Here is a 23,960-nt window from a genome sequence, read left to right as displayed (position 1 = left end):
CCGCACTCGCCCGCCGTCCCAACGCGGAGACCAGCGGCGGGTGAGTGCGGGGGCGGCCACGACGCGCACCGGCAGGTGGGCACGCAGCCCGCCCATCGCCAGCCGCCGCGCCCGCCGGCGGGTGAGCACACAGCCGGACCACTCCCGGCCACCGCGCACCAGCCGGTCAGTGCACAACCCGGCCATCCCCGGCCGCCGTGCCCACCAACCACCCCACCCACCATCCGGTCAGCACCCCGAACCGACCGGCCCGACCGCGGCGCGGACGGGGTTGGGGCGGTCGTCCGGGGGAAGACCACCCGTGACCGCCGGTCGCTCCGGTGCCCCCGTCGCGGGCGCCAGGCCGGGGCCGAGGAGGTTCGACGCCCATGGCCGTCACCGGACCGGCTGACCACCACACGGCGCGGCGCTCGCGGCCGTGGTTGCGGATGTTCCTGGCCGGGCTGGCGCTGTGGGTGGCCGCGGTGGTGATCACCTTCGGCACGGGCAACACCAACCTGATCCCCACGATCGTGCTGCTCGGCAGCTTCCTCGTGCCGGCCACGTTCGTGTCGTGGGCCTTCCGGCACCGGCATTCCGGTGAGGTGACGGGGGAACTGGTGTTCCGCACGTTCGCCGTCGGCGGCGTCCTCGGCGTGCTCGGCGCCTCGCTGCTGGAGAGCTACCTGCTGCACCCGTCACCGTGGCTGTTCGCGGGCGTCGGCCTGATCGAGGAAGCGGTCAAGCTGGGCGCGCTCGCGCTGCTGACCCGGCACCTGCACGAGAAGTCGCCGCGCGACGGGCTGGTGCTGGGCGCGAGCGTCGGGTTCGGGTTCGCCGCCTTCGAGTCGGCCGGGTACGCGCTGACGGCGTTGTTCACCCAGAACGGGCTGTCGCTGCTGGACCTCGTGAGCACCGAACTGCTGCGGGGCCTGCTCGCCCCGTTCGGGCACGGCCTGTGGACCGCGGTCCTCGGTGCCGTGCTGTTCTCCCGCAGCAGCCGCGACCACTTCCTGCTCACCGGCCGGCTGCTGGCCGCCTACCTCGGGGTGTCGCTGCTGCACGCGCTGTGGGACTCGATGAACACCATCGCCGTGCTCGTCACCCTCGTGCTGACCGACCAGCCGGCGCAGCGGCGACTGCTGGCGGAGGGGTACCTGGCGCAGCCGACTCCCGCGCAGGTGCGGCTGTTCACCGTCTTCACCTGGACCGGTCTGGCCCTCGTGTCGGCGGCCGGCCTGCTGTGGCTGGCCGTGCTGATCAGGTCCTCGCGCAGGAGGCCGGTGCCGGTCGGCGTGCGCGGCTACCCCGTGCCGACCGACGCCCGCTGGTGGCCCGCCGGCCGCACTCCCCGATGAGCCGTGGACCCCGCCCGCGAGCTCCGCGAACTCCGGCGCATCGAGCACCGGCTCACCGCCGAGGGCCCCGGCCTGGCCGCGACGCTGAGCGCGCTCGGCGCCACACCCCGCAGGTCCGCTCGCGGCTGGGCGCTGCTCGCCGCCGGCCTGATCGGCGTGCTGGTCGTCGTGGTCGGTGCGCTGACCTCCGACCTGCCGTTCTTGGTCGCCGGCGGCCTCGTGCTGAGCGCCACCGCGGCCTCGCACGTGCTCGGCCGCCGGCGCGCCCGGCACAACCGGCCGGGCGGGTGGCGCGCGTGATCCGCCGTCCCGCCCGGCCGGTGCTCAGTCCACGGCCGCCTTCAGCCGCGCGATCGCGTCGGTCTCCGCCTCGTGCAGCTCCGCGAGCTGACGGCCCATCTCCGCGAACCCGGTCGTGGCCCCGAACGCGTGCCACATCTCGCCGATCTCCCGCCACCGCGGCGCGAGCCCGGAGTGCCCGGCCTGGTCGAGGAAGTCCGCGAACAACGGCCGCAGGTTGCCGCCGGTGACCCCGTACCGCCCGTCCACGCCTTCGCGGACGCTCTGCAGCGCCTGGTCGAGCCCCCGCCCGTCGGCGAACACCTTCGGCCACGCCTTGGCGGCCCTGGTGTCGGTCATCATCCGCGACCACTTCCGCCACGCGGGCAAGGAGAACGAGTCCGACTTCGCCGACAGGTGCTCCACGACGTCGCGCAGTCCCTCGCGCACGGCGGACTCGACGTCGTGCGCGTGGCCGGGGCCGGTGACCACGACGGCCTGGTTCTTCCAGCTGCCGACCCGTGCGACCGCGCGGTCGAGGTCCGCCCGCGCGACGGTCAGCGGCGCCAGGTTCCGGTCGTCCAGGTACACCTGGTCGCCGGACGCGCCGTACACGACGACCGGGTGCCCGCCGTGGCCGTCGAGCGCCTCGGGCAGGTCCCAGTAGCCGATCTGGTAGCGGTCGGGCCACACCATGACGGCGTCGCCCGCGTCGAGCCGGCCGGTCAGCCACGCCTGCGCCGCCTTGGGCGCGGACCGGTGCCACTCGTGGTCGACGCCGAGCCGCGTGAGGACCTTCTCGGTGCGGCGGGTGACGTACTGCCACGAGTTCGAGAAGCCGGTCGTGACGTGGCGGCTGTCGTCGTGCTGGAACTCCCACAGGATGTAGCCCGCGCCGATCCCGCCGCCGATGCCGAACACCAGCGCCTCGGTGAGGCCCGGGACCCCGCGGGCGGCGAGCATCGCGGTCAGGCCCGCCGCGTCGGGGTCCGTGCCCCCGCGCAACGTCCACCCGCCCACCGGCGCCGCACCGGTCAGGTGAGCGAGCGCCGTGGTGTAGCGCTCCCCGGTCTTGGCCATGCGGGCGCGAACCCGTTCTTTGAGCTGCTTGCGTGACGTCATCACGAACTCCCCGGCCGTCGCTGCGGCATCCGGACCCCGCGCACCCCGATGCCGCGACAGCCCTGGTCGAGGCGTGACGAAGCCGGCGTCCCGAGGCGCACAGGTCCCCTTTGCCCCCGCGAGAGCCGGGTGGCGCGAGCACCCGGTCAGGAGGTTCGGCGCGGAACTCGCCGGCCGCCATCGTAACCGCCGGCCCGCCTGGTTCACCGGGACACGCGGTTGCGGGGCAACATGATCCGGCTCCGCGCGGGTATTCGGCGCTACGGGCCGAACGGGGAAGGAGGTGTGTCATGCTGCGCATCCACGTGGTCGGAACCCCGGCGCACACCGAGGTGCACCTGACCGGGACCTTGGACACGACGGGCTCGGCGGCGTTGCTGGCGAAGCTCGACCACCTCGTCGTCGACGTCTCCGGTGTCGCGTTCTGCGACTCGAGCGGGGTGAGCGCGCTGGTCCGCAGCCGGGCCAGGGCGGTCGAGATGGCCGGGTCGCTGCGGCTGGTCGCGCCCAGCCCGGCCCTGCGGCGCGTCCTCGACGTCACCGGTCTCACGCGCATGTTCGAGCACTGACGCCCGTCAGGGCAGCGTCGGCAGGTAGCCGGGCGTCCTGCGCACCCGGGACGCGTCCTCGAAGGCCGCCGCGAAGCCCAGCACCGCGTCGTCCGCGCCCGGCCCGCCGAGGAAGGACACGCCGATCGGCAGCGGACCGGCGAACCCGGCCGGCACGCTGATGTTCGGGTACCCCGCCACCGCCGCGGGCAGTGCCGTCCGGGGACCGGCGGGGTCGCTGCCCCGCGCGAGCCACGCGGGGCCGTTGGTGGGCGCCAGGACCACGTCCAGGCGGTGGGCGGCGAGGACCTCGTCGACGGACCGGCGGGCGAGCTCCGTCGCGGTGCGCCGCTGGTGGCGGTAGGCCGGGTCGGTGAGCGGGCGCGTCTTCCCGGCGTCGTGCAGCAGCTCCTGGCCGAACCGGCTCAGCTCGACCGGGTCGCCCTCGTTGAACTCGATCACCTCCCGCAGCGTCCGGGGCGCGCCGGGCCGCGCGCGCAGGTACCGCGCCAGGTCGTGCCCGAACTCGGCGACCATCGCCGGGCGGTCCGCCGCGTGGATCTCGTCCTGGTGCCGCAGCTCCACGTCGACCGTCACGGCGCCGCGGGCGCGCAGGAGCTCCACCGTCGCGGAGACGACCCGGTCGACCTCGGCGTCGAACCCGGTCCGCCGCCACACCCCGACCCGCGCGCCCTCCAGCGTCGCGGGCGTGACCGCGCAGGGCTCGCCCGCCATCGCGGCCATGAGGATCGCGGCGTCCACGACGTGCCGCGCCATCGGGCCGGCGGTGTCGCGCAGCGCCGTGATCGGCACGATGCCCTCGTTGCCGATCCGGCCGGGCGTCGGCTTGAACCCCACGACGCCCGCGTGGCCCGCCGGCGACACGATCGACCCGTTGGTCTCGGTGCCGACCGCGACCTGCGCCAGCGACGCCGCCACCGCGACGGCCGAGCCCGACGACGACCCGCACGGCGTGCGGTCCAGCACGTGCGGGTTGGCCGTCTGCCCGCCCGCGCCCGACCAGCCGGAGGTCGCCCACGGGGAGCGGAAGTTGCCCCACTCCGTCATGTTCGTCTTGCCCAGCACCACCGCGCCCGCCTCGCGCAGGCGGGTCACCACGGGCGCGTCGGCGGACGGCGGCACGCGCAACGCCCGCGAGCCGGCGGTGGTCGCGAGGCCGCGGGTGTCGATGTTGTCCTTCAGCAGCACGGGAATGCCGTCCAGCAGGCCGCGCGACTCGCCGCGCGCCCGCCTCAGGTCGCTCTCCCGCGCCTGCTGCCGCGCGGTCGGGTCGAGCGCGAGCACTGCGCGCAGCAACGGGTCCACCTCGGCGATGCGCGACAGGTAGGCGTGCGTCAGACCGGACGCGGTGAGCTCGCCGTCCGCCATCCGGCGGGCGAGCCACGGGATACTCGCCCGGTCGAGTTCGGCGGCCGAGAGGTGCATGGCTCCATTGCCAGCCCACCCGCCGTCCGCGTCAACCGGCCTGACGGGCGAAGTTCCCGTGCTCTTGCTCACACGCGAGCTGGGCCACAGGCAGAACATGGTCATCGGCGTTCAGGGGTACCCGTCATCACCCTGTCAGCCGAACGCACACGAGGAGACGCCATGTGCGGAATCGCCGGTGAGATCGTCACCGACCAGGCCGGACGGCCCGACCTCGACGCGGTCGAACGCATGACGAGGACGATGTGGTCGCGCGGGCCGGACGGCGCGGGCCACTGGACGGAGGGCCGGGTGGCGCTGGGGCACCGCAGGCTGTCGATCATCGACCTGTCCGACGCCGGCGCGCAGCCCATGGTCGACGACGAGCTCGGCCTCGCGGTCGCGTTCAACGGGTGCATCTACAACTACGAGCAGCTGCGCGACGAGCTGTCCGGCCGCTACCGGTTCACGTCCACGAGCGACACCGAGGTGATCCTCAAGGCCTACGACCACTGGGGCGAGCGGTTCGTCGACCACCTCGTCGGCATGTTCGCGATCGCGGTGGCCGACCGTCGGCGCGACCGCGTGCTGCTGGTGCGCGACCGGCTCGGCATCAAGCCGCTCTACGTGGCCGAGGCGCACGGGCGGACGAGGTTCGCCTCCACCCTGCCCGCGCTGCTCGCGGGTGGCGGCGTGGACACCGAACTGGACCCGGCGGGCCTGCACCACTACCTGACCTGGCACTCCATCGTGCCCGGCGAACGCACGGTGCTGCGGGGCGTGCGCAAGCTGCCGCCCGCCACGATCCGCGTGTTCGAGGACGGGAAGGCGGTGCGCGACCACGTCTACTGGCAGCCGTCGTACACGCGCCGCGCCGAGCACGCGGACTGGACGGCGCGGGACTGGCGGCAGGCGGTCCGCGAGGCGCTGCGAGTCTCGGTGCGCCGCCGCACGGTGTCCGACGTGGAGGTCGGCGTGCTGCTCTCCGGCGGTCTCGACTCGAGCCTGCTGGTCGCCCTGCTCGCCGAGCAGGGGCAGCGGCCCAGCACGTTCAGCATCGGGTTCACGAGCCGCGACGGTGTGGAGGGCGACGAGTTCGTCTACTCCGACGCCATCGCGCGGGAGTTCCGGACCGACCACCACCAGATCCGCATCGGCGACGAGGAGATCGCGAAGGCGGTCGAGGACACCGTGGGGTCGATGAGCGAGCCGATGGGCAGCCACGACGTCACCGCGTTCCACCTCGTCTGCCGCGAGGTCTCGAAGCACGTCAAGGTCGTGCAGTGCGGTCAGGGCGCCGACGAGGTGTTCGCGGGCTACCGCTACCACCAGCCCGCCGCCGACGCCGCCCGGCCGCAGGCCGCGGAGGTGCTGCGCGAGGCGTTCCACGACCTCGAGCACGACGAGCTCGCGCGGATCCTCGAACCGCGGTGGCTCGCCGGTCGCGACGTCAGCGCCGAACTGGCCGCGAACCACCTCGCCGACCCCGGCGCGGACACGGCGCTCGACGCCGTCCTGCGCACCGACACGCACCTGCTCATGCCGGACGACCCGGTCAAGCGCGTCGACAACATGGCGATGGCGTGGGGCGTCGAGGCCCGCGTGCCGTTCCTCGACCAGGACCTCGTGGAGCTCGTCGCCGCGTGCCCGCCGGAGCTCAAGGCCGACCAGGACGGCAAGGGACTGCTCAAGGACATCGGCCGCGAACTCCTCCCGGCCGACGTCGTCGACCGGAAGAAGGGGTACTTCCCGGTCCCGGCGCTCACCCGCCTCGACGGGGAGGTGCTCGACCTGCTGCGGTCCACGCTGAACTCCCCCGTCGCCCGCGGCCGCGGGGTGCTGCGCCGCGACTACCTGGACGAGCTGCTCGCCGACCCCAACGGCCGGGTCACCAAGGCGGGCGGCAACGAGCTGTGGCACCTCGGCGTGCTGGAGCTGTGGTTGCAGCAGCACGGCATCGGCTGAGCCGTCAGATCGGCAGCGCGAAGGTCTCCCCCCGTGCCACGACCTGGACGTCGCGCCCGGCCCGGCGGCGCGACAGCTCCGCGGTGAAGTCGGCCAGCGGTGACTTCATGACGCCGTACTCCTCGTAGTGCACCGGCACGGTGGTGCTCGGGGCGAGCAGCTCGACCAGGTCGCTGCCCTGCTCGCCGTCCATGGTGAGCAGCACGCCGAGCACCTTCGTGCCGCCGAGGTGCACCACGGCGAGGTCGATGCCGTCGAAGCGGTCGCGGATCTGCCGCAGCTCCGGGTGCACGAGGGTGTCCCCGCTGAGGTAGATCCGGAACGGCGGCACGCCCGCCGCCACCCGGTACTCCAGCATGGTGCCCATCACGGGCGGCAGCACGTGCCGCAACGGACCGAGCGCGTGCGCACCCGGCAACGACGTGATCGTCAGCTTCGCCGACCCCTTGGACAGCACGACGGTCTCCCACGTGCGCAACGGCGCGGCTTCGCGGAAACCCCGCCGGGACAGGCGTTTCGCCGCGTGCGGGGTGGTGAACACGGGAAGGTCGCGGGCGAGCTCCCTGCTCGCCACCCGGTCGAAGTGGTCGCCGTGCAGGTGCGACAGCACCACCCCGTCCAGCTCCGGCAGGTCCGCGATCTCGATCGCGGGATCGGTGAGGCGGCGCGACACGACGCCCTGGCCGATGTGCGTCCACTGTCCTCTGTGGAGGAAGTTGGGATCGGTCAGCAGCGTGAACGGCCCCAGCCGGAGCACGGTGGTGGCGTTGCCCACGAAGTACAGCGAGCCGGTCATGTGTCCTCCAGCCGGTCGGGGCCGCCCGCCGTCAGAGGCGGAAGACCGCGCGGACGCAGTCGTCTTCCTTCTTCTTGAAGATCTCGTAACCGTGCGCGCCCTCGCCGAGCGGCATGACGTGCGTCGCCAGGTGGTCGGTGACGAGCTCGCCGGACGCGATGCGGTCGAGCAGCATCGGGATGTGGCGCTGCCCGTGCTGCTGCGCGCCGCGGACGGTCAGGCCCTTGTTCATCAAGGCGCCCAGGGGGAACTTGTCGACCACGCCGGTGAAGACGCCCAGCACGAACACCGAGCCGCCCTTGCGGCAGTGGTAGATCGCCTCGCGCACCGCGATCGGGCGGTCCATCTCGAGCTTCAGCTTGCTCTTCACCTGGTCGTAGACGTGTTGCGGGCCGGTGGAGTGCGCCTCGCAGCCGACCGCCTCGATGCAGACGTCCGGTCCACGGCCACCGGTGGCGTCCAGCAGGGCCTCACCGACGGACGTCTCGGCGTAGTTGACGGTCTCCACCCCGAACACCGACTCCGCCTGCCGCAACCGGTAGTCGAAGCGGTCGATGACGAGAACCCGTTCTGCGCCGAGCAGTTGGGCGGCACGGGCCGCCATCTGCCCCACCGCACCGGCGCCCCACACGGCCACGACGTCACCCCGCTTCACCCCGCCGAGGTCTGCGCCCATCCACCCGGTCGCCGCCGAGTCCGACGTGAACAGGGCGCTCATGTCGTCCACGGCGTCGGGGATCGGGATCGCGGTGTGGTCGGCGAACGGCACGCGCACGTACTCGGCGTGGCTGCCGCGGAAGCCACCCATGGCGTGCGAGTAGCCGAAGATGCCGCCCGGATCGGACCCCCACAGGTGCTGGGTGATCGCCGGGTTGGTGTTGGTGTTGTCGCACAGGGAGTACAGCTCGTTGCGGCAGTACCAGCACCGGCCGCAGACGATGAACGAGCACACCACCACGCGGTCGCCGGGACGGTGCCGGGTGACGCCGGACCCGACCTCGACGACCTCGCCCATGAACTCGTGCCCGATCACGTCTCCCGCCTGCATGAACGGGATGTGCCCGGTGAGCAGGTGCAGGTCCGAGCCGCACACGGTGCTCAGGCCCACCTTCAGGATCATGTCCTGGTCGCCCAGCAGCTCCGGGTCGGGCACGTCCTGCACGCGGACGTCGTTGATCCCCTCCCAGCACAACGCCTTCACAGCCGGCCACCCCCGCCCGCCCGGTTCGTCACCAGGCGCAACACCCTGCCCGCCAGGCCGGGATGCGTGGGCGCGGTGTCGGGCCGCACGACCTCGCCGGCCTCCAGCACCGACTTCGCCCTGCGCAGCGCGAGCCGGAGGTCGTGGCGGGACACCTCCCCCGCGGGCTTCGCCCTGAGCTCGGTGCCCTTGTCCCCCGCCGCGGGCTGGATCCGCAGGCCGACCTGGTCGCGCAGGCGTGCCAGGTCGTCGGGCAGCGCGGCCCGGACGTCCTCCGGCGCGAGGTCCACCGTCACCGCCAGCCACCGCTGTGCCTGGTCGTCCCGGTCGCGGCGACGACGCCGCACGACCACCGCGGTCGTCGCCACACCCGCCGCCAGAAACGCTTTTCCCGCTGTTCTCATGTAACCCGGCCTCCCTCGGAGCGCGAAGGCAGTAGGTACCCCCGGAAAACCAGGACAACCGGGGCACACCGATCGTTTGGGAGGAGGTGCCACGGGTAGCCGGGCTCGACCGAAGCGAGTCCCCACTCCCCCTTGGAATCGCCATGTCCCAGACCGGAACAACGGTGAAGACGCCCGTGCAGAAAGCCGCGCTCGCGGTCAGCGTCGTGTTCGTCCTCGTCGGCGTCGCCGGCTTCATCCCGGGACTCACGACGAACTACGACACGCTGATGTTCGCGGGCCACGAGTCCCAGGCCATGCTGCTGGGCGTGTTCATGGTGTCGATCCTGCACAACATCGTGCACCTGGCGTTCGGCGTCGCCGGCTTCCTCATGTCCCGCACGGCCCGCGGCGCGTACGGGTACCTCGTCGGCGGCGGGATCGTCTACCTGGTCCTGTGGCTGTACGGCCTGGTGGTCGACCACGACAGCAGCGCCAACTTCGTCCCGCTCAACACCGCCGACAACTGGCTGCACCTGCTGCTCGCCGTCGGCATGGCGGGGCTCGGCTTCGCGCTCGGCCGCGGCACCCGCGCGCACCGGAGGTGAGGCCGGGAGCCGGCGCTAGATCCGCGTCGCGCCGGTGACGACCAGCAGGACGACGTCGACGACCGCGACCGCGAGCAGCGCGGTGAAGTTCGCCCGCGATCCCGGTCGCCGGCCGAGCACCCCGCCGATCAGCAGGAGCACGACCGACAACGGCACCGCCACCAGTCCCGCCGTCGTGACGGGACCCGGCGGGCCGACCGCGAGGACCACTCCGGTGAACACCGCCAGAGCGGAGGCCACTCCCGCGCTGGCGGTTCCGCCGATCCGGTGGGGCAGTCCGCGCACACCGGTCGCCGCGTCGTCCTCCAAGTCGGGGAGGACGTTCGCGAAGTGCGCGGCGCTGCCCAGCACCGCGGCGGCCACGACGAGCCAGAGCGGCGGCCAGTGGCCGTCCGGCCCGCCGAGCGTGACGAACGCGGGCAGCAGTCCGAACGAGACCGCGTACGGCACCACCGAGAACGCCGTCGCCTTCACGCCGAAGTCGTACGCCCAAGCGGAGCACAGCGTCACGACGTGCACCAGGGTCGCGTCCACTCCGGACAGCAGGGACAGCAGAACCGCTGCCACGGCGGCGATGCCGGTCGCGACCGCGACCAGTTCCCGTGACACGGCACCGGCGGCCACCGGTTTGCCGGGCCGGCCGGTGCGCGCGTCCCGGTCCGCGTCCAGCAGGTCGTTGAGCCAGCCGACGGACAGCTGCCCCGCCAGCACCGCCGCGGCCACCGCGAGCACCCCTGCCGGGGATCTGCCGGTCGTCACGGCCAGCGCCGCCGCGACCGCCGTGACGGCGAGAGCGGGCAACGGATGACACGAACGCGCAAGAGCTCCGGTGCGACCCACGGATCTCCACTCTGCCAGCTGCCGCTGCGCGCGCAGGCCGGCCACACGCCGAACGACCCCGAACTCTACGAACGGCTCGCCGACCGGTGGTGGCAGCCGGGCGGCCCGTTCGCCGTGCTGCACTGGCTGGCCGCCGCCCGCGCCCGGCTCGTCCCGGCGGCGCGGCCCGGTGCCGTCCTGGTCGACCTCGGCTGCGGCGCGGGGCTGCTCGCGCCGCACGTCCGCGGCTACCGGCACATCGGCGTGGACCTCTCGGAGAGCGGCCTGCGCCAGGCCCGCGGCGTCGACGCGGTCCGCGGCGACGTGCTCGCCGTGCCGCTGCGCGACCGGTGCGCGGACGTGGTCGTCGCCGGGGAGATCCTCGAGCACGTGCCCGACCTCCCCCGCGCGGTCGCGGAGGCGTGCCGGATCCTGCGGCCCGGTGGCCTGCTGGTGCTCGACACCCTGGCCGACACGGCGTTGTGCCGCCTGGTGGCGATCGGCCTCGCGGAGCGCATCGGTCTCGCGCCGCGCGGCGTGCACGATCCGGCGCTGCTGGTCGACCGCGCCACCCTGGTTCGCGGATGCGCGCGGCACGGTGTGCGCCTCGCATTGCGGGGTATTCGCCCCTCACTGCCCGACCTGCTCACGTGGCCGGTGCGCCGCGGACGGCCCGTCCGCATGGTCCCGACCACGACCACGGCCGTGCTCTTCCAGGGCGCGGGCCGCAAGAAGGGATGAGCCGTGGACCTCGACTCCCTGGCCGACCGCATGTCCGGCCGCGCGGCGCGCTACGACGCCGCCGGCACCTTCCCCGAGGAGGACTTCGACGACCTGCGCGAGGCGGGGCTGCTCGGCCTGATGGTCCCGCGGCACCTCGGCGGCACCGGCGCGTCGTTCGCCGAGTACACCGACGTCGCGATGCAGCTCGGCAGCGGGGCGGGCGCGACGGCGCTGATCTTCAACATGCACGCCTCCGTCACCGGTGCGCTCGCCTCCACTCCGGACGAGCTGGTGCGGCAGTTCGGCGGCACGGAGAGCTTCTTCACCTTCCGCGACCGCGTCCTGAAGGCGGCGGCGGAGGGCGCCCTGTACGCGGTCGCGATGAGCGAACGCGGCATCGGCTCGCGGCTGTCCCAAGTGCGCACCTCCTACGAGCGAACGAAGTCCGGCTTCCGCGTCGAGGGCACCAAGACGTTCGTCTCCGGCGCCGGCCACGCGGACGCCTACCTCGTCGCCGCCAGGGACGCGCGCTCCGAGGAGCCGAAGATCTCGTACTTCCTCGTCCCGGCCGGTGCCGGGGTGGAGGTGCGGCCGGTCTGGGACTCGCTCGGCATGCGCGCCACGGCCAGCCACGACCTGCTGCTGGCGGCCGAGGTCGGTGAGGACGCGCTCGTCGGTGGAGTCGAGGGCGCCGCCCTCCTGCTCGCGCAGGTGATGCCCCAGTGGCTGGTCGCCTCGTACGCCGCCGTGTACGTCGGGGTCGCCCGAGCCGTGCTGCGCCACGGCGCGGGGCACCTGCGCGAACGCGGACTGCAGGCGTTGCCGATGGTCCGCGCCCGCCTGGGTCGCGCCGACGTGCAGGTGGCCGCCGCGGAGCTCGTCGTCAGGAAAGCCGCCGCGATGGTCGCGCACGACCCCGGCAGCCCGGAGACGAACCGCTGGGTGTGGCGCGCGAAGCTCTTCGCGGGCGACACCGCCGCCCAGGTCGCGTTCTCGGTGCTGGAGGCCGCCGGCGCTTCGGCCACCCGTCGCGGGCATCCGCTGGAACGGCTCTACCGCGACGCACGCTGCGGTGCGCTGCAACCGGCCACGTCGGACGTGTGCGCGGACTGGCTCGGTGCCGGCGCGCTGGGGGAGAACCCGGACGAGGCGCGCTGGTGACCGCGCACATCGCCGCGATCGCCACCGCCCTGCCTCCCGCGATCGAGCAGAGCACGATGTGGGACGACCACTTCCGCCCGTTGCTGCGGGAGAGCAGGGCGGCGGAACGCGTCTTCGCGGCGGCGGGCGTGCGGCGCAGGCACGCCGTCGTCAGCCCGCTGGACCTCGACGTGTCGGGGTGCACGACCGGCGAGCGGATGCGCCTGTACGACGAGTTCGCCCGGCCGCTCGGGCACGAAGCCGTGTCGGCCGCTCTCCTGGCCGCCGGCCTCGGTCCCGCGGACGTCGGGCAGCTGACCGTCGTGTCGTGCACCGGCTACACGGCACCGGGACTCGACGTGCAGCTCGCCGCCTCGCTGGAGCTGGCCGACGACGCGCAACGACTCCTGGTCGGGCACATGGGCTGCTACGCGGCGCTGCCCGCGATGGCCGCCGTCGCCGACCACGTGACCACGCACAGCCGCCCGGCCGTGTTGCTGTGCCTCGAACTCACCTCGCTGCACGTTCAGCCGTCCACAATGGACATGGGGCAGATCGTGTCGCACGCCCTCTTCGGCGACGCGGCCACCGCGGTCGTCCTGCGGCCGCGGGCGAGCGGGCTGGAGGTCCTCGCCACGAGCGCGGTCACCGACCCGGCCACCGCGGACCACATGACGTGGACGGTCACCGACCACGGCTTCCGGATGACGCTGTCCCCGCACGTTCCCGCAGTGCTCGGCGCACATGTGCGGCGGGCCGCGGAACGCCTGCTGGCGGGCCACGGCCTCGCCGTTCCCGACGTGCGCGGCTGGGCCGTGCACCCCGGTGGCCCGCGCATCCTCGACACGGTCGAGCACGAGCTCGGACTGCCGCCGGAGGCACTCGAGCCGTCGCGGCACGTGCTGCGCGAGCACGGGAACTGTTCGTCCGCAACGGTTCTGATGGTGCTCGACAAAGTGGTCCGCGGCGGCCTGCGTGCCGGTGACCCGGTGGTGGCGATGGCCTTCGGCCCGGGACTGACCCTCTACCTCACGCTGCTGCGCGCGCGGTGAGCCCTGCTCGTCAGCACTCCCGCCACCACGAGCACCGCCCCCACCACGAGGAACGCGATGTCGTACAGCAGCTGGCCGGGTCCGTGCCGGACGTGGTGGATGCCCAGCACCAGGTGGTCGACGACGCCCTCGACGAGGTTGAAGACGCCCCAGCCGGTCAGGATCCCGCCCGCCAGCACGGGGTTCGGCAGCGGCGGCCGGCGGTTGAGCAGGCCCACGCCGAGCAGCACCAGCAGCAGGCAGAGCAGGTGGAACAGCCCGTCGCCGACCATCATCAGGTGGACGTCGCCGACCGGGTACCACCCGGACAGCATGTGGTGCCAGCCGAGCAGCTGGTGGATGACGATGCCGTCGACGAAACCGCCGATCCCCAGGCCCAGCACCAGTGCCGCGCGATCGACCCGCATCATCCCGCCACCGTCCTCACGAGCAGGAACACGTTCAACCCGGAGATCACGAGGGCCGCCACCGCACCCGCGGCCGTGACCGGCCCGCGGTTGGCCGCGGCCCCCATCACGTCTTGGCGCCGGGCCAGCAGCACCAGCGGAACCAAGGCGAACGGGATGCCGAACGAGAGCACGACCTGGCTCAGCACCAGGGCTTTCGTGGGGTCGACGCCGAACGACAGCACCGCGAGCGCCGGTGCCGTGGTCACCGCGCGGCGCAGCCACAGCGGGATCCGCCTGCGCAGGTACCCCTCCATGATCACCTGACCGGAGTAGGTGCCCACGCTCGACGCGGCGAGCCCGGAGGCGAGCAGTGCCAGCGCGAACGCCAGTGCGGCGCCGGGACCGAGCAGCTGCCCCAGACCGGAGTGCATGTCCTCCAGCGACTCGCGCGGCGCGCCGTCCTGGTGGAACGCGCCCGCCGCCACCACGAGCATGCTCACGTTCACCATCCCCGCGATCCCCAGCGCCACCACGATGTCGGTGCGACTGGCCCGCAACGCGCTGCGCCGGGCCTCGGGTGACGGGCTGTGGTGGCGCTGGGTGAGCGCCGAGTGCAGGTAGATCACGTGCGGCATGACGGTGGCGCCGAGCATGCCGGTGGCCAGCAGCACGCTGTCCACCCCGGCGAACCCCGGCACCAGCCCGGAGACCGCGCCGGTCAGCGGGCCGACGTGCAGCGCCTGGTAGAGGAACCCGCCGAGCACGATCGCCAGCAGTCCGATGATCACGGACTCGAAGCGGCGCCTGCGCAGCGGCGCCAGCGCGAGGATCCCGAACGACACCACCGCCGCGATCAGCGCCGCCGGCAGCAGCGGCACGCCGAACAACAGGTTCAGCGCCACCGCCGCCCCGACGAACTCCGCCAGGTCGGTGGCCATGGCCACCAGCTCCGCCTGCACCCACAGCAGCTTCGTGACGGGTCGCGGGTAGTGCTCGCGGCACAGCTCGGGCAGGTTGCGGCCGGTCACGATGCCGAGCTTCGCCGACTGGTACTGGACGAACATCGCGAGCAGGCTCGCGCTGACGATCACCCACAACAACAGGTAGCCGTGCGTCGCGCCACCGGCCATGTTGGTCGCGAAGTTGCCGGGGTCGACGTAGGCGACCGCGACGACGAACGCGGGTCCCATGACCACCGCGGCGGACCGGAGGCGAGCTGGCACCGTGATGCCGACCATCGGGAGGTCCTCCTCAGGTGAGCTTGCGGATGGCCTTCTCGATCAGCCCGAGGTTCGCCGGGCTGGTGGCGTAGAGCAGCGGGTCCGGCTTGGGCGCGGACGCGTGGCCGCCCAGCGGCTCCGGGTCCATGACGTAGGAGAACTCGTGCACGCCGTCGGGCGCGGTGCCCGACGCCCAGCCGCCCTCGGCACCTAGCGCGCCGTCGGAGTTGTGCCAGATCGTCCCGGCGTGCTCCGCGTGCTCCTCGTCGAACAGGGTGCTCGGCGAGATCGGGCCCTCGAGACCGTCCTCCTGCAGCTCCTCGATCGCCGCGAGCCACATGTTCTGGTGCGCCGTGTCGCGGGCGAGGTTGAACTTGAGCATGTCGCGGACGCCGCTGTCGTCGGTCATGTTGTAGAGCCGCGCCGTCTGCAGCCGGCCCTGCGCCTCCGCCGCGACGTTCGCCCGGAAGTCGGCCATCAGGTTGCCGCTCGCGACGATGTACCGGCCGTTCCACGGCACACCGTTGGAGTCCGACAGCGTGGGCCCGCCACCGCTCACGATGGCCTGCTGCGGGTCCATCCCGCCGAGCACCGCCGCCATCACCGGGTCCTTCACCGCCTCGTCGGTCGCCTCCGAGGGCGCGTTCTCCAGCAGCCGGGCGACCATCGTCGCGAGCATCTCGACGTGGCCGATCTCCTCGGTCGCCACGTCCATGATCAGGTCCTTGTACTTGCCCTCCATCCGGCAGTTCCAGCCCTGGAACAGGTACTGCATGGTCACGGTCATCTCGCCGTAGGCGCCGCCGATCAGCTCCTGGAGCTTGCGGGCGTAGTGCGCGTCCGGGCGGTCCGGCTTCGCTTCGAACTGCAACCTGCTGGTGTGCAGGAACATCTCGCCTCCCGTGGGGTGGTGTGACTCCACGGCGACGCTAGGCAGCGCGTGTGATCCGCACGGCTCCGCTTCGCCACGCGCGCGGCACCGGCGCGTCACCACCGCTGGTGGGGAAGGAGCAATCTCGTCCGGCGGTGTGTGAGCCCGCGCCCACCGGGCACCCGGCGACTCCTGGCACCCGGGAGGAGTGAGCTCCGGCAATGGCACCGCCCGACTCCGCACGACCGCACCTGCAGCTCCTCGACGGTTTCCGGCTGGAGCTCGGCCGCGAACCGGTCCACGTCGTACCCGGCGTGCAGCGACTCCTGGCGCTGCTGGCCCTGCACCGGGCGCCGATGCCCCGCGGTGTCGCCGCGGGGCTGCTCTGGCCGGACACCACCGCTCGCCGCGCGGCCGCCTGCCTGCGGTCGTCGTTGTGGCGGCTGGGCAAGCCGACCACCCTGGTCGCGGTGGTCGAGGACGCGCTCACGCTGGGGACGGAGGTCGACGTCGACTTCCACCGCGCCTGCGCGTGCACCACCGATCCCGGCGCGAGTCCCGACGCGTTCACGTTGCTCACGGCCGACCTGCTGCCCGGCTGGCAGCAGCCGTGGGTGCAGGAGGAGCGCGACTGGTGGCGGCAGGCACGCCTGCGCGCGCTGGAGGTGCTCAGCGAGCAGTTCCGCTCCGGCGGCGACCCGCACCACGCGCACCAGGCGGCGCTGGCCGCGGTCCGGACCGACCCGTTGCGGGAAAGCGCTCACCGCACCCTCGTGCAACTGCACCTCGCCGAGGGCAACCCCGCGCAGGCGGTGCGCCAGTACCAGAGCTACCGCGCCCTGCTGCGCACCGAGCTGGGACTCGAGCCGTCACCGCACATCCACGACCTGATGCGGCCGCTCCTGCGCGACGCGCGGTGACGGCCTCACCGGGTCAGAGCTCCACCCGCACCACCGTGAACGGCAGGTTCGGCTCGGCGATCTGCCACTGGAAGTTGACCACCAGCAGGTCGCCGCCGTCGAACGCCGCCGTCGACGGGACGTCCATGCCGCGACCGTTGATCCGGCGCTCGACCCGCGCCCGCGAGTAGTCCGCGCCGAGCTTCAGCACGCTGATCTCGCCCTCCGGGTGGAAGAGGCTCGTGACGCTGTAGAGCTTGCCGCCGCGCAGCAGCAGGCCGTCGGAGCCGATGTCGCCCACCCCGCCGAGGTCGACCGGGGTGACGGCGCCGGTCCTGGTGCCGATGCGGTAGAACGCCTGCGAGTTGGTGTCCGCCATCAGCACGTAGCGGCCGTCGGGGGTGACGACGAGACCGTTGCCGTTGATGCCCTCCTCGTACTTGACCGGCGTGCCGGTGAAGTCGACGAACGTCCGCAGCGGCTGGCCGACCTCCCGGCTCGCGAGCTGCGCGGCGGTGATCCGGTAGAGGACCGGGCGGAACGAGTCGGTGACGTAGGCGTCCCCGTTCGGGGCGATGGCGACGTCGTTGACGAGGCCGTCCCGCGCGCCGGAGTCGAAGACGTGCAGCAGGTCCCCGGTCCGGGTGCTGTAGACGAAGACCTTGCCGGTGGCGCCGCCCGCGACCACCAGCCTGCCGCGGGTGATCTTCATGCCGACCGCGGTGGTGCGGCCGTCCGCGCCACCGGGCAGGAAGACCTGCAGCCGCGGCTGGTCGACGTGGCCGCGCCAGATGGTGCCGTCGGTGGTGCCGCTGACGTAGAAGTACGGCGTGCCGGGCTCCCGGACGATGCCCTCCGGGTGGGCCTTGTCCCCCGGGACGACGTACCGGTCGACGGAGTGGCCGCCGTGGGCACCGGCCGGGGCGGCGGTGAGGACCGCGGAAGAGAGCAGCGCGGCGGTGAGGACGCCGCCCAGCAGGCGGCGGGCACGAGCAGTGGACACGGGTGAACTCCAGACGGGCTGAGTCGGAAACCGAACAACCGCAAGACAACCGGTGTCGCGGGACGGGCGGCAGGGCCGGTTCATCGGGGGGAGGATCTCGACCCCCCTCGCGGCCGGGACCCGTCCCTACACTGGGGACGTGAGCGACCACCACCCCGGGAACCGGGCCGACGTGCGCGAGTTCCTGAGCAGCAGGCGCGCCAGGATCACCCCGGCCGAGGCGGGACTGCCCGTCTCCGGCCGCCGCCGCGTGCCGGGGCTGCGCCGCGAGGAGGTCGCGCTGCTCGCCGGGGTCAGCGCCGACTGGTACACCCGCCTGGAGAAGGGGCACATCAGCGGCGTCTCGCCGGAGGTCCTGGAGGCCGTCGCACGGGTCCTGCGGCTCGACGACGAGGAGCGGATCTACCTGTTCGACCTGGCCCGCGCCGCCCGCCCGGCCCGCCGCGGCCGGCCGGAGCGGCCGCCGCTGCCGCCGAACGTCCAGTGGCTGCTCGACAGCATGACCTCGGCCGCGGCGATGGTCACCGACGAACGCCAGGACGTGCTGGCCACCAACGCGCTGGCCCGCGCCCTGTACGCGCCGTTCTTCGCCAGCGCGACCACCGCCGGCAGCGACCGGCCGAACCTCGTGCGCTACCACTTCCTCGACCCCGGCGCCCGCGACTTCTACGGCAACTGGAACGCCACCGCCGACGTGCTCGTGGCCAGGGTCCGCACGGAGGCGGGCCGCAACCCGCACGACCTGCAGACCCGCGCGCTCGTCGGCGAGCTCACCACCGCGAGCGCCGACTTCCGCACGAGGTGGAACGCCCACAACGTCCTCATCCACGTCCGCGGCACCAAGCTCTTCCGGCACCCGGAGGCGGGCCGGCTCGACCTCGACTACCATGCGCTGGACGTGCCGGTCTCCGCCACCGAGACGCGGCACCTGTGCGTCTGCACGGCCGAGCCCGGCTCCGCGGACGCGGAGAAGCTGAGCCTGCTCGCGAGCTGGGCGGCGGCACCGGCGCAGCGCGCGAACGCGCACTAGCTCCGGTGGGTCTCAGCCGGGACGCGCCGGAGGTGGCCCCCGGACGCGCCCGGCGTGAGTCCTGCGGCGGCACTGCCTCCGGACACCCGGCCGCGACTCTTTCGGGCAGCACCGCCTCCGGGACGCCCGGCCGTGACTCTTCTCGGGCGGCCCCGCCTCCGGGACGCCCGGCCGTAACTCTTCTCGGGCGGCCCTAGCGCACCCGCTCCCCCGCGACCCACACCCCGGCGACGGCGCGCGTGGCCGTGATGTCCGCGGTCGGATCGCCGTCGACCAGCAGCAGGTCGGCCCGCTTGCCCGGCTCGACCACGCCCCGGTCGGTGAGCCCGAACGTCCGCGCGGCCAGCGCGGTGGCGCCGTGCAGCGCCTCGGCCGGGGTGAGCCCCGCCTCGACCAGGAGCGCGAGCTCGTCGTGCAGGGACGCGCCGTGCTCCGGCGCGAACGGGCCGCCCGGCGCGGAGTTGGCATCCGTGCCCGCGAGGATCCGCACCCCGGCGGCGTGGAGCTTCGTCACGGTGTCGCGGGCGTGCTCGTAGGCCAGGCCCCGCAGGCCGGCGACGCCGCGCATCATCGTCAGCGTCGGCACGCTCACCACGCCGAGGTCCCGCATGCGCCGCGCCGTGCCGTCGTCGAGGACCGCGTCCAGCGGCGCGTGCGTGCTGACGTCCGCACCGGCCTCGACGGCGACGTGGAAGGCACCGGTCGTGACCGAGTGCGCCACGACCAGGAGACCGCGCTCGTGCGCCGCCGCGACGATCGCGCCGGCCGTCGCCTGGTCCATGCCCTCCGGCGGCGCTGCCTCGGTGATGATCTTGACGTAGTCGGCGCCCTCCGCCACGCGGCGGGCCACGAACGCGCGGCCCTCCTGCGGAGTCGTCACGATCCCCTCGGCCGGGAAGCCGGGCATCCCGGCGTGGCCGCCGCCCGCGCCCACGGCGGGGGTGGTCGCGCTGAACATCTGCGCCACCCCGGTCTGGCGGCGCATCTCCGCGACGAACGAGGCCGGCCACGACGCCATGTCCAGGCCGGTCGTCACGCCCCACGCCGCCAGGTCGCGCAGGTCCTCCCGGCCGCGCGAGATGTGCACGTGCGCGTCGATCAGACCCGGCAGCAGCACCTTGCCCGTGCCGTCGACGACCACGTCCGGGGTCTCCTCGGCGCAGATCTCCGCACCCCTGAGGTGCACCCGCCGGGGTTCGCCGAGCCCGTCGCCCGTGAACACGCGGACGCCGTCGATCGCCGTGACTGTTCCCATCTCGCCTCCTCGAACTAGCTTTCTTAAAAGCTATTTCGAAAGCTACCACGACAGCTTTGCCGGGGTAGAGTGCCGTCGTGGCCACTCCCGACGAACGCCTGACGCTGGCGTTCTCCCAGCACGTCGTGCGGCTGCAGGCCGTCCTCGAGCAGACCATCGCCCCCGCGCTGGCGGAGCGGGGACTGACGCCCGCGGAGCTCGACGTCCTCGCGACGCTGCTCTCGGCCGGCGATCCCCACCAGCGCCGGCCCAAGGAACTGGCGGCGCACCTGCTGCTGACGACCGGCGGGCTGAGCAACGTCCTGCGCCGGCTCGAGGCGCGCGGGCTCGTGTCGCGCGTGCCCGACCCGGCGGACCGGCGCAGCCTCCACGTCCGGCTGACCTCGGACGGGGTCACGACCGCGCGCGCCGCGACGACCGCCGCGAGCGCCGCGCTCCACCGCACGCTCGCGGTGGTGCCGAGCGAGGCGCTGGAGGACACCCTGGAGCGACTGGCGTCCGTGCTGACCGCGGTGGACGGCGCGCGGAACGGCCTCGTGGCCGGGCACACCCGCCCGGCGAGCGGGTGAGAGGCGCACGGACGTCCGGCAGGTGCGCTGCTTCCTCGCGGGCAGCATCGGCGTCGCGCCGTCGGCGAACATCAACCCCGAGCGCGACTTCCCGTCGATGTCCGAACCCGTCCACGGCTCCGCGCCCGACATCGCCGGGCAGGGCGTCGCGCACCCGCTCGGCGCGGTCGGGAGCGCCGCCCTGGTGCTCGACCACCTCGGCCACGCCGGGGCCGCCGCGTCGGTCGAGCAGGCGATCGCCGCCGTGCCGGCGGTGCCGGACGCGTTCACCGCGGCGGTGCCGGAGCACCTGGGGTGAGCGCCGCCCAAGGTCCGGGCACGGCGAGGGGGTCAGAAGATCGCGAGCGGGTTCACCGGCAGGCCGGTGGTGCCGAGGATGCGGGGAACGGCGGCCACGAAGAGGAACGCGTACCGGCCCTGCTCCTCGCACACCGCGGCGAGTTCCTCGGCCTGCGCGCCGTCGACCAGCAGCAGCCCGAGGCGCAGCAGTCCCAGCCGGTGCAGTGCGCCGGGGACGTCGCCCTGGATCGGCGGCGCCGCGTCGCCGATGTCCCCGGCGTAGATGGAGATGCCGTGGTCGTGCATCCACCGCACCGCGCCCGAGGTCATGCCCGGCAGCGCCCGGCCGTGGTCGGGCACCCGGTCCCAGCCCGCCCGCACGACGAGGGCGTCGCCCTCCTCCACCTCGACGCCCGCGCGGGCCGCCGCCGCGTCCAGGTCGCCGGCCGTGACGCCGTGCCCGTCGGCCAGCTTGCCGCCGGGGGCGAGGTCGAGCAGCACTCCCCTGGTCACGATCCCGCCGGCGAACACGTCGGCGGCGCCGCGGGTCACACCCGTGGGCCCGGCGCTGTCCGCGAGCGGGATCCCGGGGTAGACCTGCCCGTCGACCACCATGTGCGACAACGCGTCCAGGTGCGTGACCTCGGGGTGGTGCGTCGTCACGAGCATCAGCTCGGCCATCGCCATCGGCTGCGAGCCGGTGAACGACATGATGGTCTGCACGCCCGTGGTGGTGGCCTGCAGAGCGGCCATCGGGCCACCCGACAGCGGGGCGGTCGGGGTCTTGCGGGCCAGCGAGACCGACAACCCCGTGCGCACCTGCGCGACGCCGCGGGCGCGGGCCTCGTCGGTGATCAGGTTGACGGTGCCGAGCTCGTCCGCGTCGCCCCAGCGCCCCCAGTTGCTCGGGAACTCGGCAGGGCTGTGGTCCATGGTGGCTGTCCTCACGTGCTCGGTGGTGAACGGGCTTGCACCGAGATCGTCGCCACCCCGGCGCGCGTCCAACAGCCCACGCGCTGCCCACCCGGTGCCCATCTCGACAGGCGCCGCTTGACTACTGTCGGGTGCATGCCGTCCCTCGGACAGACCTTGCGGGAGCTGCGGCGGTCGTCGTTCACCGGGCGTGACGACGAGGTCGCCGCGTTCCGCGCCGCGCTGGGCGGCCCCGGTGTGGTCTTCGTGCACGGGCCCGGCGGGGTCGGCAAGAGCGCGCTCCTCGACGTGTTCGCCGACCTGGCCGCCGGGAAGGGCTTCGACGTGGTCCGCGCCGACGCCCGGTACCTGGCACTCGGCCGGGAGGCGCTGCCCGTGCCCGCCGGCGACGCGCCCGTGGTGCTGGTCCTCGACACCTACGAGCTGCTGGAGCCCCTCGACGACTGGGTGCGCGAGCACTACCTGCCGTCGCTGCCCGAGTCGTGCCTGGTGGTGATCGCCGGACGCCGGGGTCCCGGGCCGCGGTGGCGCGCGGACCCGGCCTGGCGGGCGCTGATGACGGTCGTCCCGCTCGGCAACCTGTCCCCGCGGGAGGGACGCGCCTACCTGTGCGCCCAGGGCGTGCCCGACCAGGCGCACGAGCAGCTGCTGAAGATCAGCAGCGGCCACCCGCTCACCCTGTCGATGGCGGTCGACGCCGTGCGCCGGGGAGCCGCGCCGCGCACCCTGGCGGACCTGCCCGGCGGCACGGGCGCGTTGCTGGCGCAGCTGGTCGGCGAGGTGCCCGGCACCCGGCACCGCACGGCGCTGGAGGTGTGTGCGCTGGTGCTCGTCACGACCGAGGACCTGCTGCGCACGCTCGCGGGCGACGACACCGGCGAGCTGTTCGCCTGGCTGCGGAGCCGGGTGTTCGTCGACGAGTCCCCGTACGGCCTCCACCCGCACGACGTGGTCCGCGACGCGATCGTCGCCGACCTGCGCTGGCGCGACCCCGCCCGGTACGCCGAGCTGTACCGCCGCAAGCTCGCCGTGCTCCAGGACCAGGTCCGGGGGGCCGCGACCGAACGCGAGCAGCTCGACCTGATGGTGCTCACGGTGGTGCTGAACGGGTCCCGGTCCCCGCACGCCGCGCTGACGTCGCTGCCGCCGACCATGCGGACGCACGCCGACGAGCTGCGCGACGACGACCACCGCGCGGTCGTCGCCATGACCGAGCACTGGCAGGGACCCGGGCAGGCCGGTCTCGTGGCGCACTGGCTGCGCCGCCGGCCCGGCGCGTTCCGCGTCTTCCGCACCGACACCGGCGACGCGCGCGGCTACGGCGCGTGCCTCGACCTGGCGGAGGCCGATCTCGGCGACGACCCGTGCACCGACGCGATGTGGCGCCACGCCGCGGAGTTCGGCCCGCCGCGGCCCGGCGACCGGGTCCGCGCCTGGCGCTTCTTCCTCGACCGCGACCACGGGCAGCGCCCGTCACCGTCGCTGACGCTGTTCGTCGCCTGGCAGATGCTGGAAATCGTCCTGATCGGCGACGACACGGCGTGGAGCTTCGTGGGCGCGTTCGACGACGGCGACCTGTGGGCGCCCGCCCTGGAGTCGCTGGGGTTCACGGCGGTCGCCGGCGGGTCGCCGTTCCCGCTCTTCGCGCACGACTGGCGCCGCGCCGGCGCCGAAGAGTACGCGGAACTGTTGCACGCCAACCAGGTGGGCCGCCCGGTCACGCCCGCGGCCGGCCCGGCGCTGTCCCGGCCGGAGTTCGCCGACGCGGTCCGCTCCGCCCTGCGCACCCTGCACGACCCGGAGCTCCTGCGGTCGAACCCGCTGCTGCGGTCCCGCCTGGCCCGCGGGGACTCCCCCGCCGCGGCCCTGCGGGAAGCGGTCGGCGACGCCGCCGCCCTGCTGAAGCCGGAGTTCGGCGTGCTGCTCGACCGCACGTTCCTGCGGCCGGTCGGCGTGCAGGAACGGGTCGCCGAGTCGCTGCACCTGTCGTTCAACACCTACCGGCGGCACCGGGACAAGGCCGTGGCGCAGCTGACCGAGCTGCTGTGGGACCGCGAGACGGGACGCCACCGCCGGCCGGGCTAGCGGTGTGATGTCCAGGGAGATTGGTCAGC

Annotated in this window: 24 protein-coding genes and 1 pseudogene; 13 read left to right on the top strand and 12 right to left on the bottom strand. The window is 73.6% G+C overall.

Going from position 1 to position 23,960, the window contains the following annotated elements; genetic code table 11:
• Window positions 1-368: 368 nt before the first annotated feature.
• Both ACFWGZ_RS10955 and ACFWGZ_RS10950 read left to right on the top strand, forming a co-directional pair.
• A complete protein-coding gene (locus ACFWGZ_RS10955; RefSeq protein ID WP_382451302.1) occupies window positions 369-1,337 on the top strand; it encodes a PrsW family intramembrane metalloprotease in 969 nt (322 codons plus the stop codon).
• A 3-nt stretch (window positions 1,338-1,340) separates the two neighbouring features.
• Complete coding sequence (locus ACFWGZ_RS10950; protein WP_382451301.1) at window positions 1,341-1,637, top strand: DUF3040 domain-containing protein; 297 nt, start codon at window positions 1,341-1,343, stop codon at window positions 1,635-1,637.
• 24 nt (window positions 1,638-1,661) lie between these two features.
• On the opposite strand, the gene ACFWGZ_RS10945 is transcribed toward ACFWGZ_RS10950, so the two are convergent.
• On the bottom strand, window positions 1,662-2,738 hold the full coding sequence (locus ACFWGZ_RS10945) for a BtrH N-terminal domain-containing protein (protein ID WP_382451300.1): 1,077 nt from the start codon (window positions 2,736-2,738) through the stop codon (window positions 1,662-1,664).
• Window positions 2,739-3,028: 290 nt separating this feature from the next.
• Here ACFWGZ_RS10945 and ACFWGZ_RS10940 point away from each other — a divergent pair, with 290 nt between their 5' ends.
• Window positions 3,029-3,307, top strand: coding sequence for an STAS domain-containing protein (locus ACFWGZ_RS10940; RefSeq protein ID WP_382451299.1), 279 nt, complete (start codon window positions 3,029-3,031; stop codon window positions 3,305-3,307).
• A 6-nt stretch (window positions 3,308-3,313) separates the two neighbouring features.
• Here the strand turns inward: ACFWGZ_RS10940 and ACFWGZ_RS10935 are convergent, their stop codons facing one another.
• Complete coding sequence (locus ACFWGZ_RS10935) at window positions 3,314-4,732, bottom strand: amidase family protein (protein ID WP_382451298.1); 1,419 nt, start codon at window positions 4,730-4,732, stop codon at window positions 3,314-3,316.
• 162 nt (window positions 4,733-4,894) lie between these two features.
• Here ACFWGZ_RS10935 and ACFWGZ_RS10930 point away from each other — a divergent pair, with 162 nt between their 5' ends.
• Entirely contained in the window at window positions 4,895-6,676 is a 1,782-nt protein-coding gene (locus tag ACFWGZ_RS10930) for an N-acetylglutaminylglutamine amidotransferase (protein WP_382451297.1), read from the top strand.
• Window positions 6,677-6,680: 4 nt separating this feature from the next.
• Here the strand turns inward: ACFWGZ_RS10930 and ACFWGZ_RS10925 are convergent, their stop codons facing one another.
• Genes ACFWGZ_RS10925 through ACFWGZ_RS10915 form a run of 3 tightly spaced genes read right to left on the bottom strand, consistent with a single transcriptional unit; the run spans window position 6,681 to window position 9,077 of the window.
• Window positions 6,681-7,472: an MBL fold metallo-hydrolase gene (locus tag ACFWGZ_RS10925; RefSeq protein WP_382451296.1), complete on the bottom strand. Its 792-nt coding sequence runs from the start codon at window positions 7,470-7,472 to the stop codon at window positions 6,681-6,683.
• Window positions 7,473-7,503: 31 nt separating this feature from the next.
• Entirely contained in the window at window positions 7,504-8,673 is a 1,170-nt protein-coding gene (locus ACFWGZ_RS10920; protein WP_382451295.1) for a zinc-dependent alcohol dehydrogenase, read from the bottom strand.
• Window positions 8,670-9,077, bottom strand: coding sequence for a hypothetical protein (locus tag ACFWGZ_RS10915; RefSeq protein ID WP_382451294.1), 408 nt, complete (start codon window positions 9,075-9,077; stop codon window positions 8,670-8,672). Before ACFWGZ_RS10915 ends, ACFWGZ_RS10920 begins: the two co-directional genes overlap by 4 nt.
• Before the next feature lie 143 nt (window positions 9,078-9,220).
• Here ACFWGZ_RS10915 and ACFWGZ_RS10910 point away from each other — a divergent pair, with 143 nt between their 5' ends.
• On the top strand, window positions 9,221-9,664 hold the full coding sequence (locus ACFWGZ_RS10910) for a DUF4383 domain-containing protein (RefSeq protein ID WP_382451293.1): 444 nt from the start codon (window positions 9,221-9,223) through the stop codon (window positions 9,662-9,664).
• Window positions 9,665-9,679: 15 nt separating this feature from the next.
• Here ACFWGZ_RS10910 and ACFWGZ_RS10905 read toward each other — a convergent pair whose 3' ends face one another.
• Window positions 9,680-10,465 carry a UbiA family prenyltransferase gene (locus ACFWGZ_RS10905; RefSeq protein ID WP_382451292.1) on the bottom strand — a complete coding sequence of 262 codons (786 nt, stop codon included), beginning with the start codon at window positions 10,463-10,465 and terminating at the stop codon, window positions 9,680-9,682.
• A gap of 3 nt (window positions 10,466-10,468) precedes the next feature.
• On the opposite strand from ACFWGZ_RS10905, the gene ACFWGZ_RS10900 reads away from it, so the two are divergent.
• Genes ACFWGZ_RS10900 through ACFWGZ_RS10890 form a run of 3 tightly spaced genes read left to right on the top strand, consistent with a single transcriptional unit; the run spans window position 10,469 to window position 13,398 of the window.
• On the top strand, window positions 10,469-11,224 hold the full coding sequence (locus tag ACFWGZ_RS10900) for a methyltransferase domain-containing protein (RefSeq protein ID WP_382451291.1): 756 nt from the start codon (window positions 10,469-10,471) through the stop codon (window positions 11,222-11,224).
• 3 nt (window positions 11,225-11,227) lie between these two features.
• Window positions 11,228-12,367: an acyl-CoA dehydrogenase family protein gene (locus ACFWGZ_RS10895; protein ID WP_382451290.1), complete on the top strand. Its 1,140-nt coding sequence runs from the start codon at window positions 11,228-11,230 to the stop codon at window positions 12,365-12,367.
• A complete protein-coding gene (locus tag ACFWGZ_RS10890; RefSeq protein WP_382451289.1) occupies window positions 12,364-13,398 on the top strand; it encodes a type III polyketide synthase in 1,035 nt (344 codons plus the stop codon). The genes ACFWGZ_RS10895 and ACFWGZ_RS10890 overlap by 4 nt, the downstream gene beginning before the upstream one ends.
• Here ACFWGZ_RS10890 and ACFWGZ_RS10885 read toward each other — a convergent pair.
• Genes ACFWGZ_RS10885 through ACFWGZ_RS10875 form a run of 3 tightly spaced genes read right to left on the bottom strand, consistent with a single transcriptional unit; the run spans window position 13,371 to window position 15,899 of the window.
• Window positions 13,371-13,808, bottom strand: a complete 438-nt coding sequence (locus ACFWGZ_RS10885; RefSeq protein WP_382451288.1) for a DUF2243 domain-containing protein — start codon at window positions 13,806-13,808, stop codon at window positions 13,371-13,373. The genes ACFWGZ_RS10890 and ACFWGZ_RS10885 overlap by 28 nt on opposite strands.
• Window positions 13,805-15,025 (bottom strand): Nramp family divalent metal transporter, encoded by a 1,221-nt coding sequence (locus tag ACFWGZ_RS10880; protein ID WP_382451287.1) that lies wholly within the window; start codon window positions 15,023-15,025, stop codon window positions 13,805-13,807. The genes ACFWGZ_RS10885 and ACFWGZ_RS10880 overlap by 4 nt, the downstream gene beginning before the upstream one ends.
• Before the next feature lie 13 nt (window positions 15,026-15,038).
• On the bottom strand, window positions 15,039-15,899 hold the full coding sequence (locus tag ACFWGZ_RS10875) for a manganese catalase family protein (protein WP_382451286.1): 861 nt from the start codon (window positions 15,897-15,899) through the stop codon (window positions 15,039-15,041).
• Between the two features lie 200 nt (window positions 15,900-16,099).
• Here ACFWGZ_RS10875 and ACFWGZ_RS10870 point away from each other — a divergent pair, with 200 nt between their 5' ends.
• Window positions 16,100-16,798: a BTAD domain-containing putative transcriptional regulator gene (locus ACFWGZ_RS10870; RefSeq protein WP_382451285.1), complete on the top strand. Its 699-nt coding sequence runs from the start codon at window positions 16,100-16,102 to the stop codon at window positions 16,796-16,798.
• A gap of 13 nt (window positions 16,799-16,811) precedes the next feature.
• Here the strand turns inward: ACFWGZ_RS10870 and ACFWGZ_RS10865 are convergent, their stop codons facing one another.
• On the bottom strand, window positions 16,812-17,780 hold the full coding sequence (locus ACFWGZ_RS10865) for an SMP-30/gluconolactonase/LRE family protein (RefSeq protein WP_382451284.1): 969 nt from the start codon (window positions 17,778-17,780) through the stop codon (window positions 16,812-16,814).
• Window positions 17,781-17,919: 139 nt separating this feature from the next.
• On the opposite strand from ACFWGZ_RS10865, the gene ACFWGZ_RS10860 reads away from it, so the two are divergent.
• A complete protein-coding gene (locus ACFWGZ_RS10860; protein WP_382451283.1) occupies window positions 17,920-18,810 on the top strand; it encodes a helix-turn-helix transcriptional regulator in 891 nt (296 codons plus the stop codon).
• Window positions 18,811-19,003: 193 nt separating this feature from the next.
• Here the strand turns inward: ACFWGZ_RS10860 and ACFWGZ_RS10855 are convergent, their stop codons facing one another.
• On the bottom strand, window positions 19,004-20,065 hold the full coding sequence (locus tag ACFWGZ_RS10855; protein WP_382451282.1) for an amidohydrolase family protein: 1,062 nt from the start codon (window positions 20,063-20,065) through the stop codon (window positions 19,004-19,006).
• Between the two features lie 77 nt (window positions 20,066-20,142).
• Here ACFWGZ_RS10855 and ACFWGZ_RS10850 point away from each other — a divergent pair, with 77 nt between their 5' ends.
• Window positions 20,143-20,634, top strand: coding sequence for a MarR family winged helix-turn-helix transcriptional regulator (locus ACFWGZ_RS10850; protein WP_382451281.1), 492 nt, complete (start codon window positions 20,143-20,145; stop codon window positions 20,632-20,634).
• Window positions 20,635-20,668: 34 nt separating this feature from the next.
• Window positions 20,669-20,932 (top strand): annotated as a pseudogene (locus tag ACFWGZ_RS10845) (isocitrate/isopropylmalate family dehydrogenase); the annotation flags it as partial.
• A 32-nt stretch (window positions 20,933-20,964) separates the two neighbouring features.
• On the opposite strand, the gene ACFWGZ_RS10840 reads toward ACFWGZ_RS10845, so the two are convergent.
• On the bottom strand, window positions 20,965-21,846 hold the full coding sequence (locus ACFWGZ_RS10840; RefSeq protein ID WP_382451280.1) for a cyclase family protein: 882 nt from the start codon (window positions 21,844-21,846) through the stop codon (window positions 20,965-20,967).
• A 135-nt stretch (window positions 21,847-21,981) separates the two neighbouring features.
• On the opposite strand from ACFWGZ_RS10840, the gene ACFWGZ_RS10835 reads away from it, so the two are divergent.
• A complete protein-coding gene (locus ACFWGZ_RS10835; RefSeq protein WP_382451279.1) occupies window positions 21,982-23,931 on the top strand; it encodes an ATP-binding protein in 1,950 nt (649 codons plus the stop codon).
• Window positions 23,932-23,960 lie beyond the last annotated feature (29 nt).

Origin of the sequence: Lentzea sp. NPDC060358 (assembly GCF_042725365.1) — a bacterium.
Classification (GTDB): domain Bacteria; phylum Actinomycetota; class Actinomycetes; order Mycobacteriales; family Pseudonocardiaceae; genus Lentzea.
Note: the sequence above shows the minus strand (reverse complement) of the source record. Positions and strands in the feature narration are given on the sequence as shown.

Coding starts and splice junctions, on each gene's coding strand:
- ACFWGZ_RS10840 (WP_382451280.1), bottom strand. CDS start 21,846: ATGGACCACAGCCCTGCCGAGTTCCCGAGCAACTGGGGGCGCTGGGGC.
- ACFWGZ_RS10935 (WP_382451298.1), bottom strand. CDS start 4,732: ATGCACCTCTCGGCCGCCGAACTCGACCGGGCGAGTATCCCGTGGCTC.
- ACFWGZ_RS10885 (WP_382451288.1), bottom strand. CDS start 13,808: ATGATGCGGGTCGATCGCGCGGCACTGGTGCTGGGCCTGGGGATCGGC.
- ACFWGZ_RS10835 (WP_382451279.1), top strand. CDS start 21,982: ATGCCGTCCCTCGGACAGACCTTGCGGGAGCTGCGGCGGTCGTCGTTC.
- ACFWGZ_RS10870 (WP_382451285.1), top strand. CDS start 16,100: ATGGCACCGCCCGACTCCGCACGACCGCACCTGCAGCTCCTCGACGGT.
- ACFWGZ_RS10930 (WP_382451297.1), top strand. CDS start 4,895: ATGTGCGGAATCGCCGGTGAGATCGTCACCGACCAGGCCGGACGGCCC.
- ACFWGZ_RS10945 (WP_382451300.1), bottom strand. CDS start 2,738: ATGACGTCACGCAAGCAGCTCAAAGAACGGGTTCGCGCCCGCATGGCC.
- ACFWGZ_RS10910 (WP_382451293.1), top strand. CDS start 9,221: ATGTCCCAGACCGGAACAACGGTGAAGACGCCCGTGCAGAAAGCCGCG.
- ACFWGZ_RS10855 (WP_382451282.1), bottom strand. CDS start 20,065: ATGGGAACAGTCACGGCGATCGACGGCGTCCGCGTGTTCACGGGCGAC.
- ACFWGZ_RS10925 (WP_382451296.1), bottom strand. CDS start 7,472: ATGACCGGCTCGCTGTACTTCGTGGGCAACGCCACCACCGTGCTCCGG.
- ACFWGZ_RS10875 (WP_382451286.1), bottom strand. CDS start 15,899: ATGTTCCTGCACACCAGCAGGTTGCAGTTCGAAGCGAAGCCGGACCGC.
- ACFWGZ_RS10955 (WP_382451302.1), top strand. CDS start 369: ATGGCCGTCACCGGACCGGCTGACCACCACACGGCGCGGCGCTCGCGG.
- ACFWGZ_RS10915 (WP_382451294.1), bottom strand. CDS start 9,077: ATGAGAACAGCGGGAAAAGCGTTTCTGGCGGCGGGTGTGGCGACGACC.
- ACFWGZ_RS10940 (WP_382451299.1), top strand. CDS start 3,029: ATGCTGCGCATCCACGTGGTCGGAACCCCGGCGCACACCGAGGTGCAC.
- ACFWGZ_RS10880 (WP_382451287.1), bottom strand. CDS start 15,025: ATGGTCGGCATCACGGTGCCAGCTCGCCTCCGGTCCGCCGCGGTGGTC.
- ACFWGZ_RS10900 (WP_382451291.1), top strand. CDS start 10,469: ATGACACGAACGCGCAAGAGCTCCGGTGCGACCCACGGATCTCCACTC.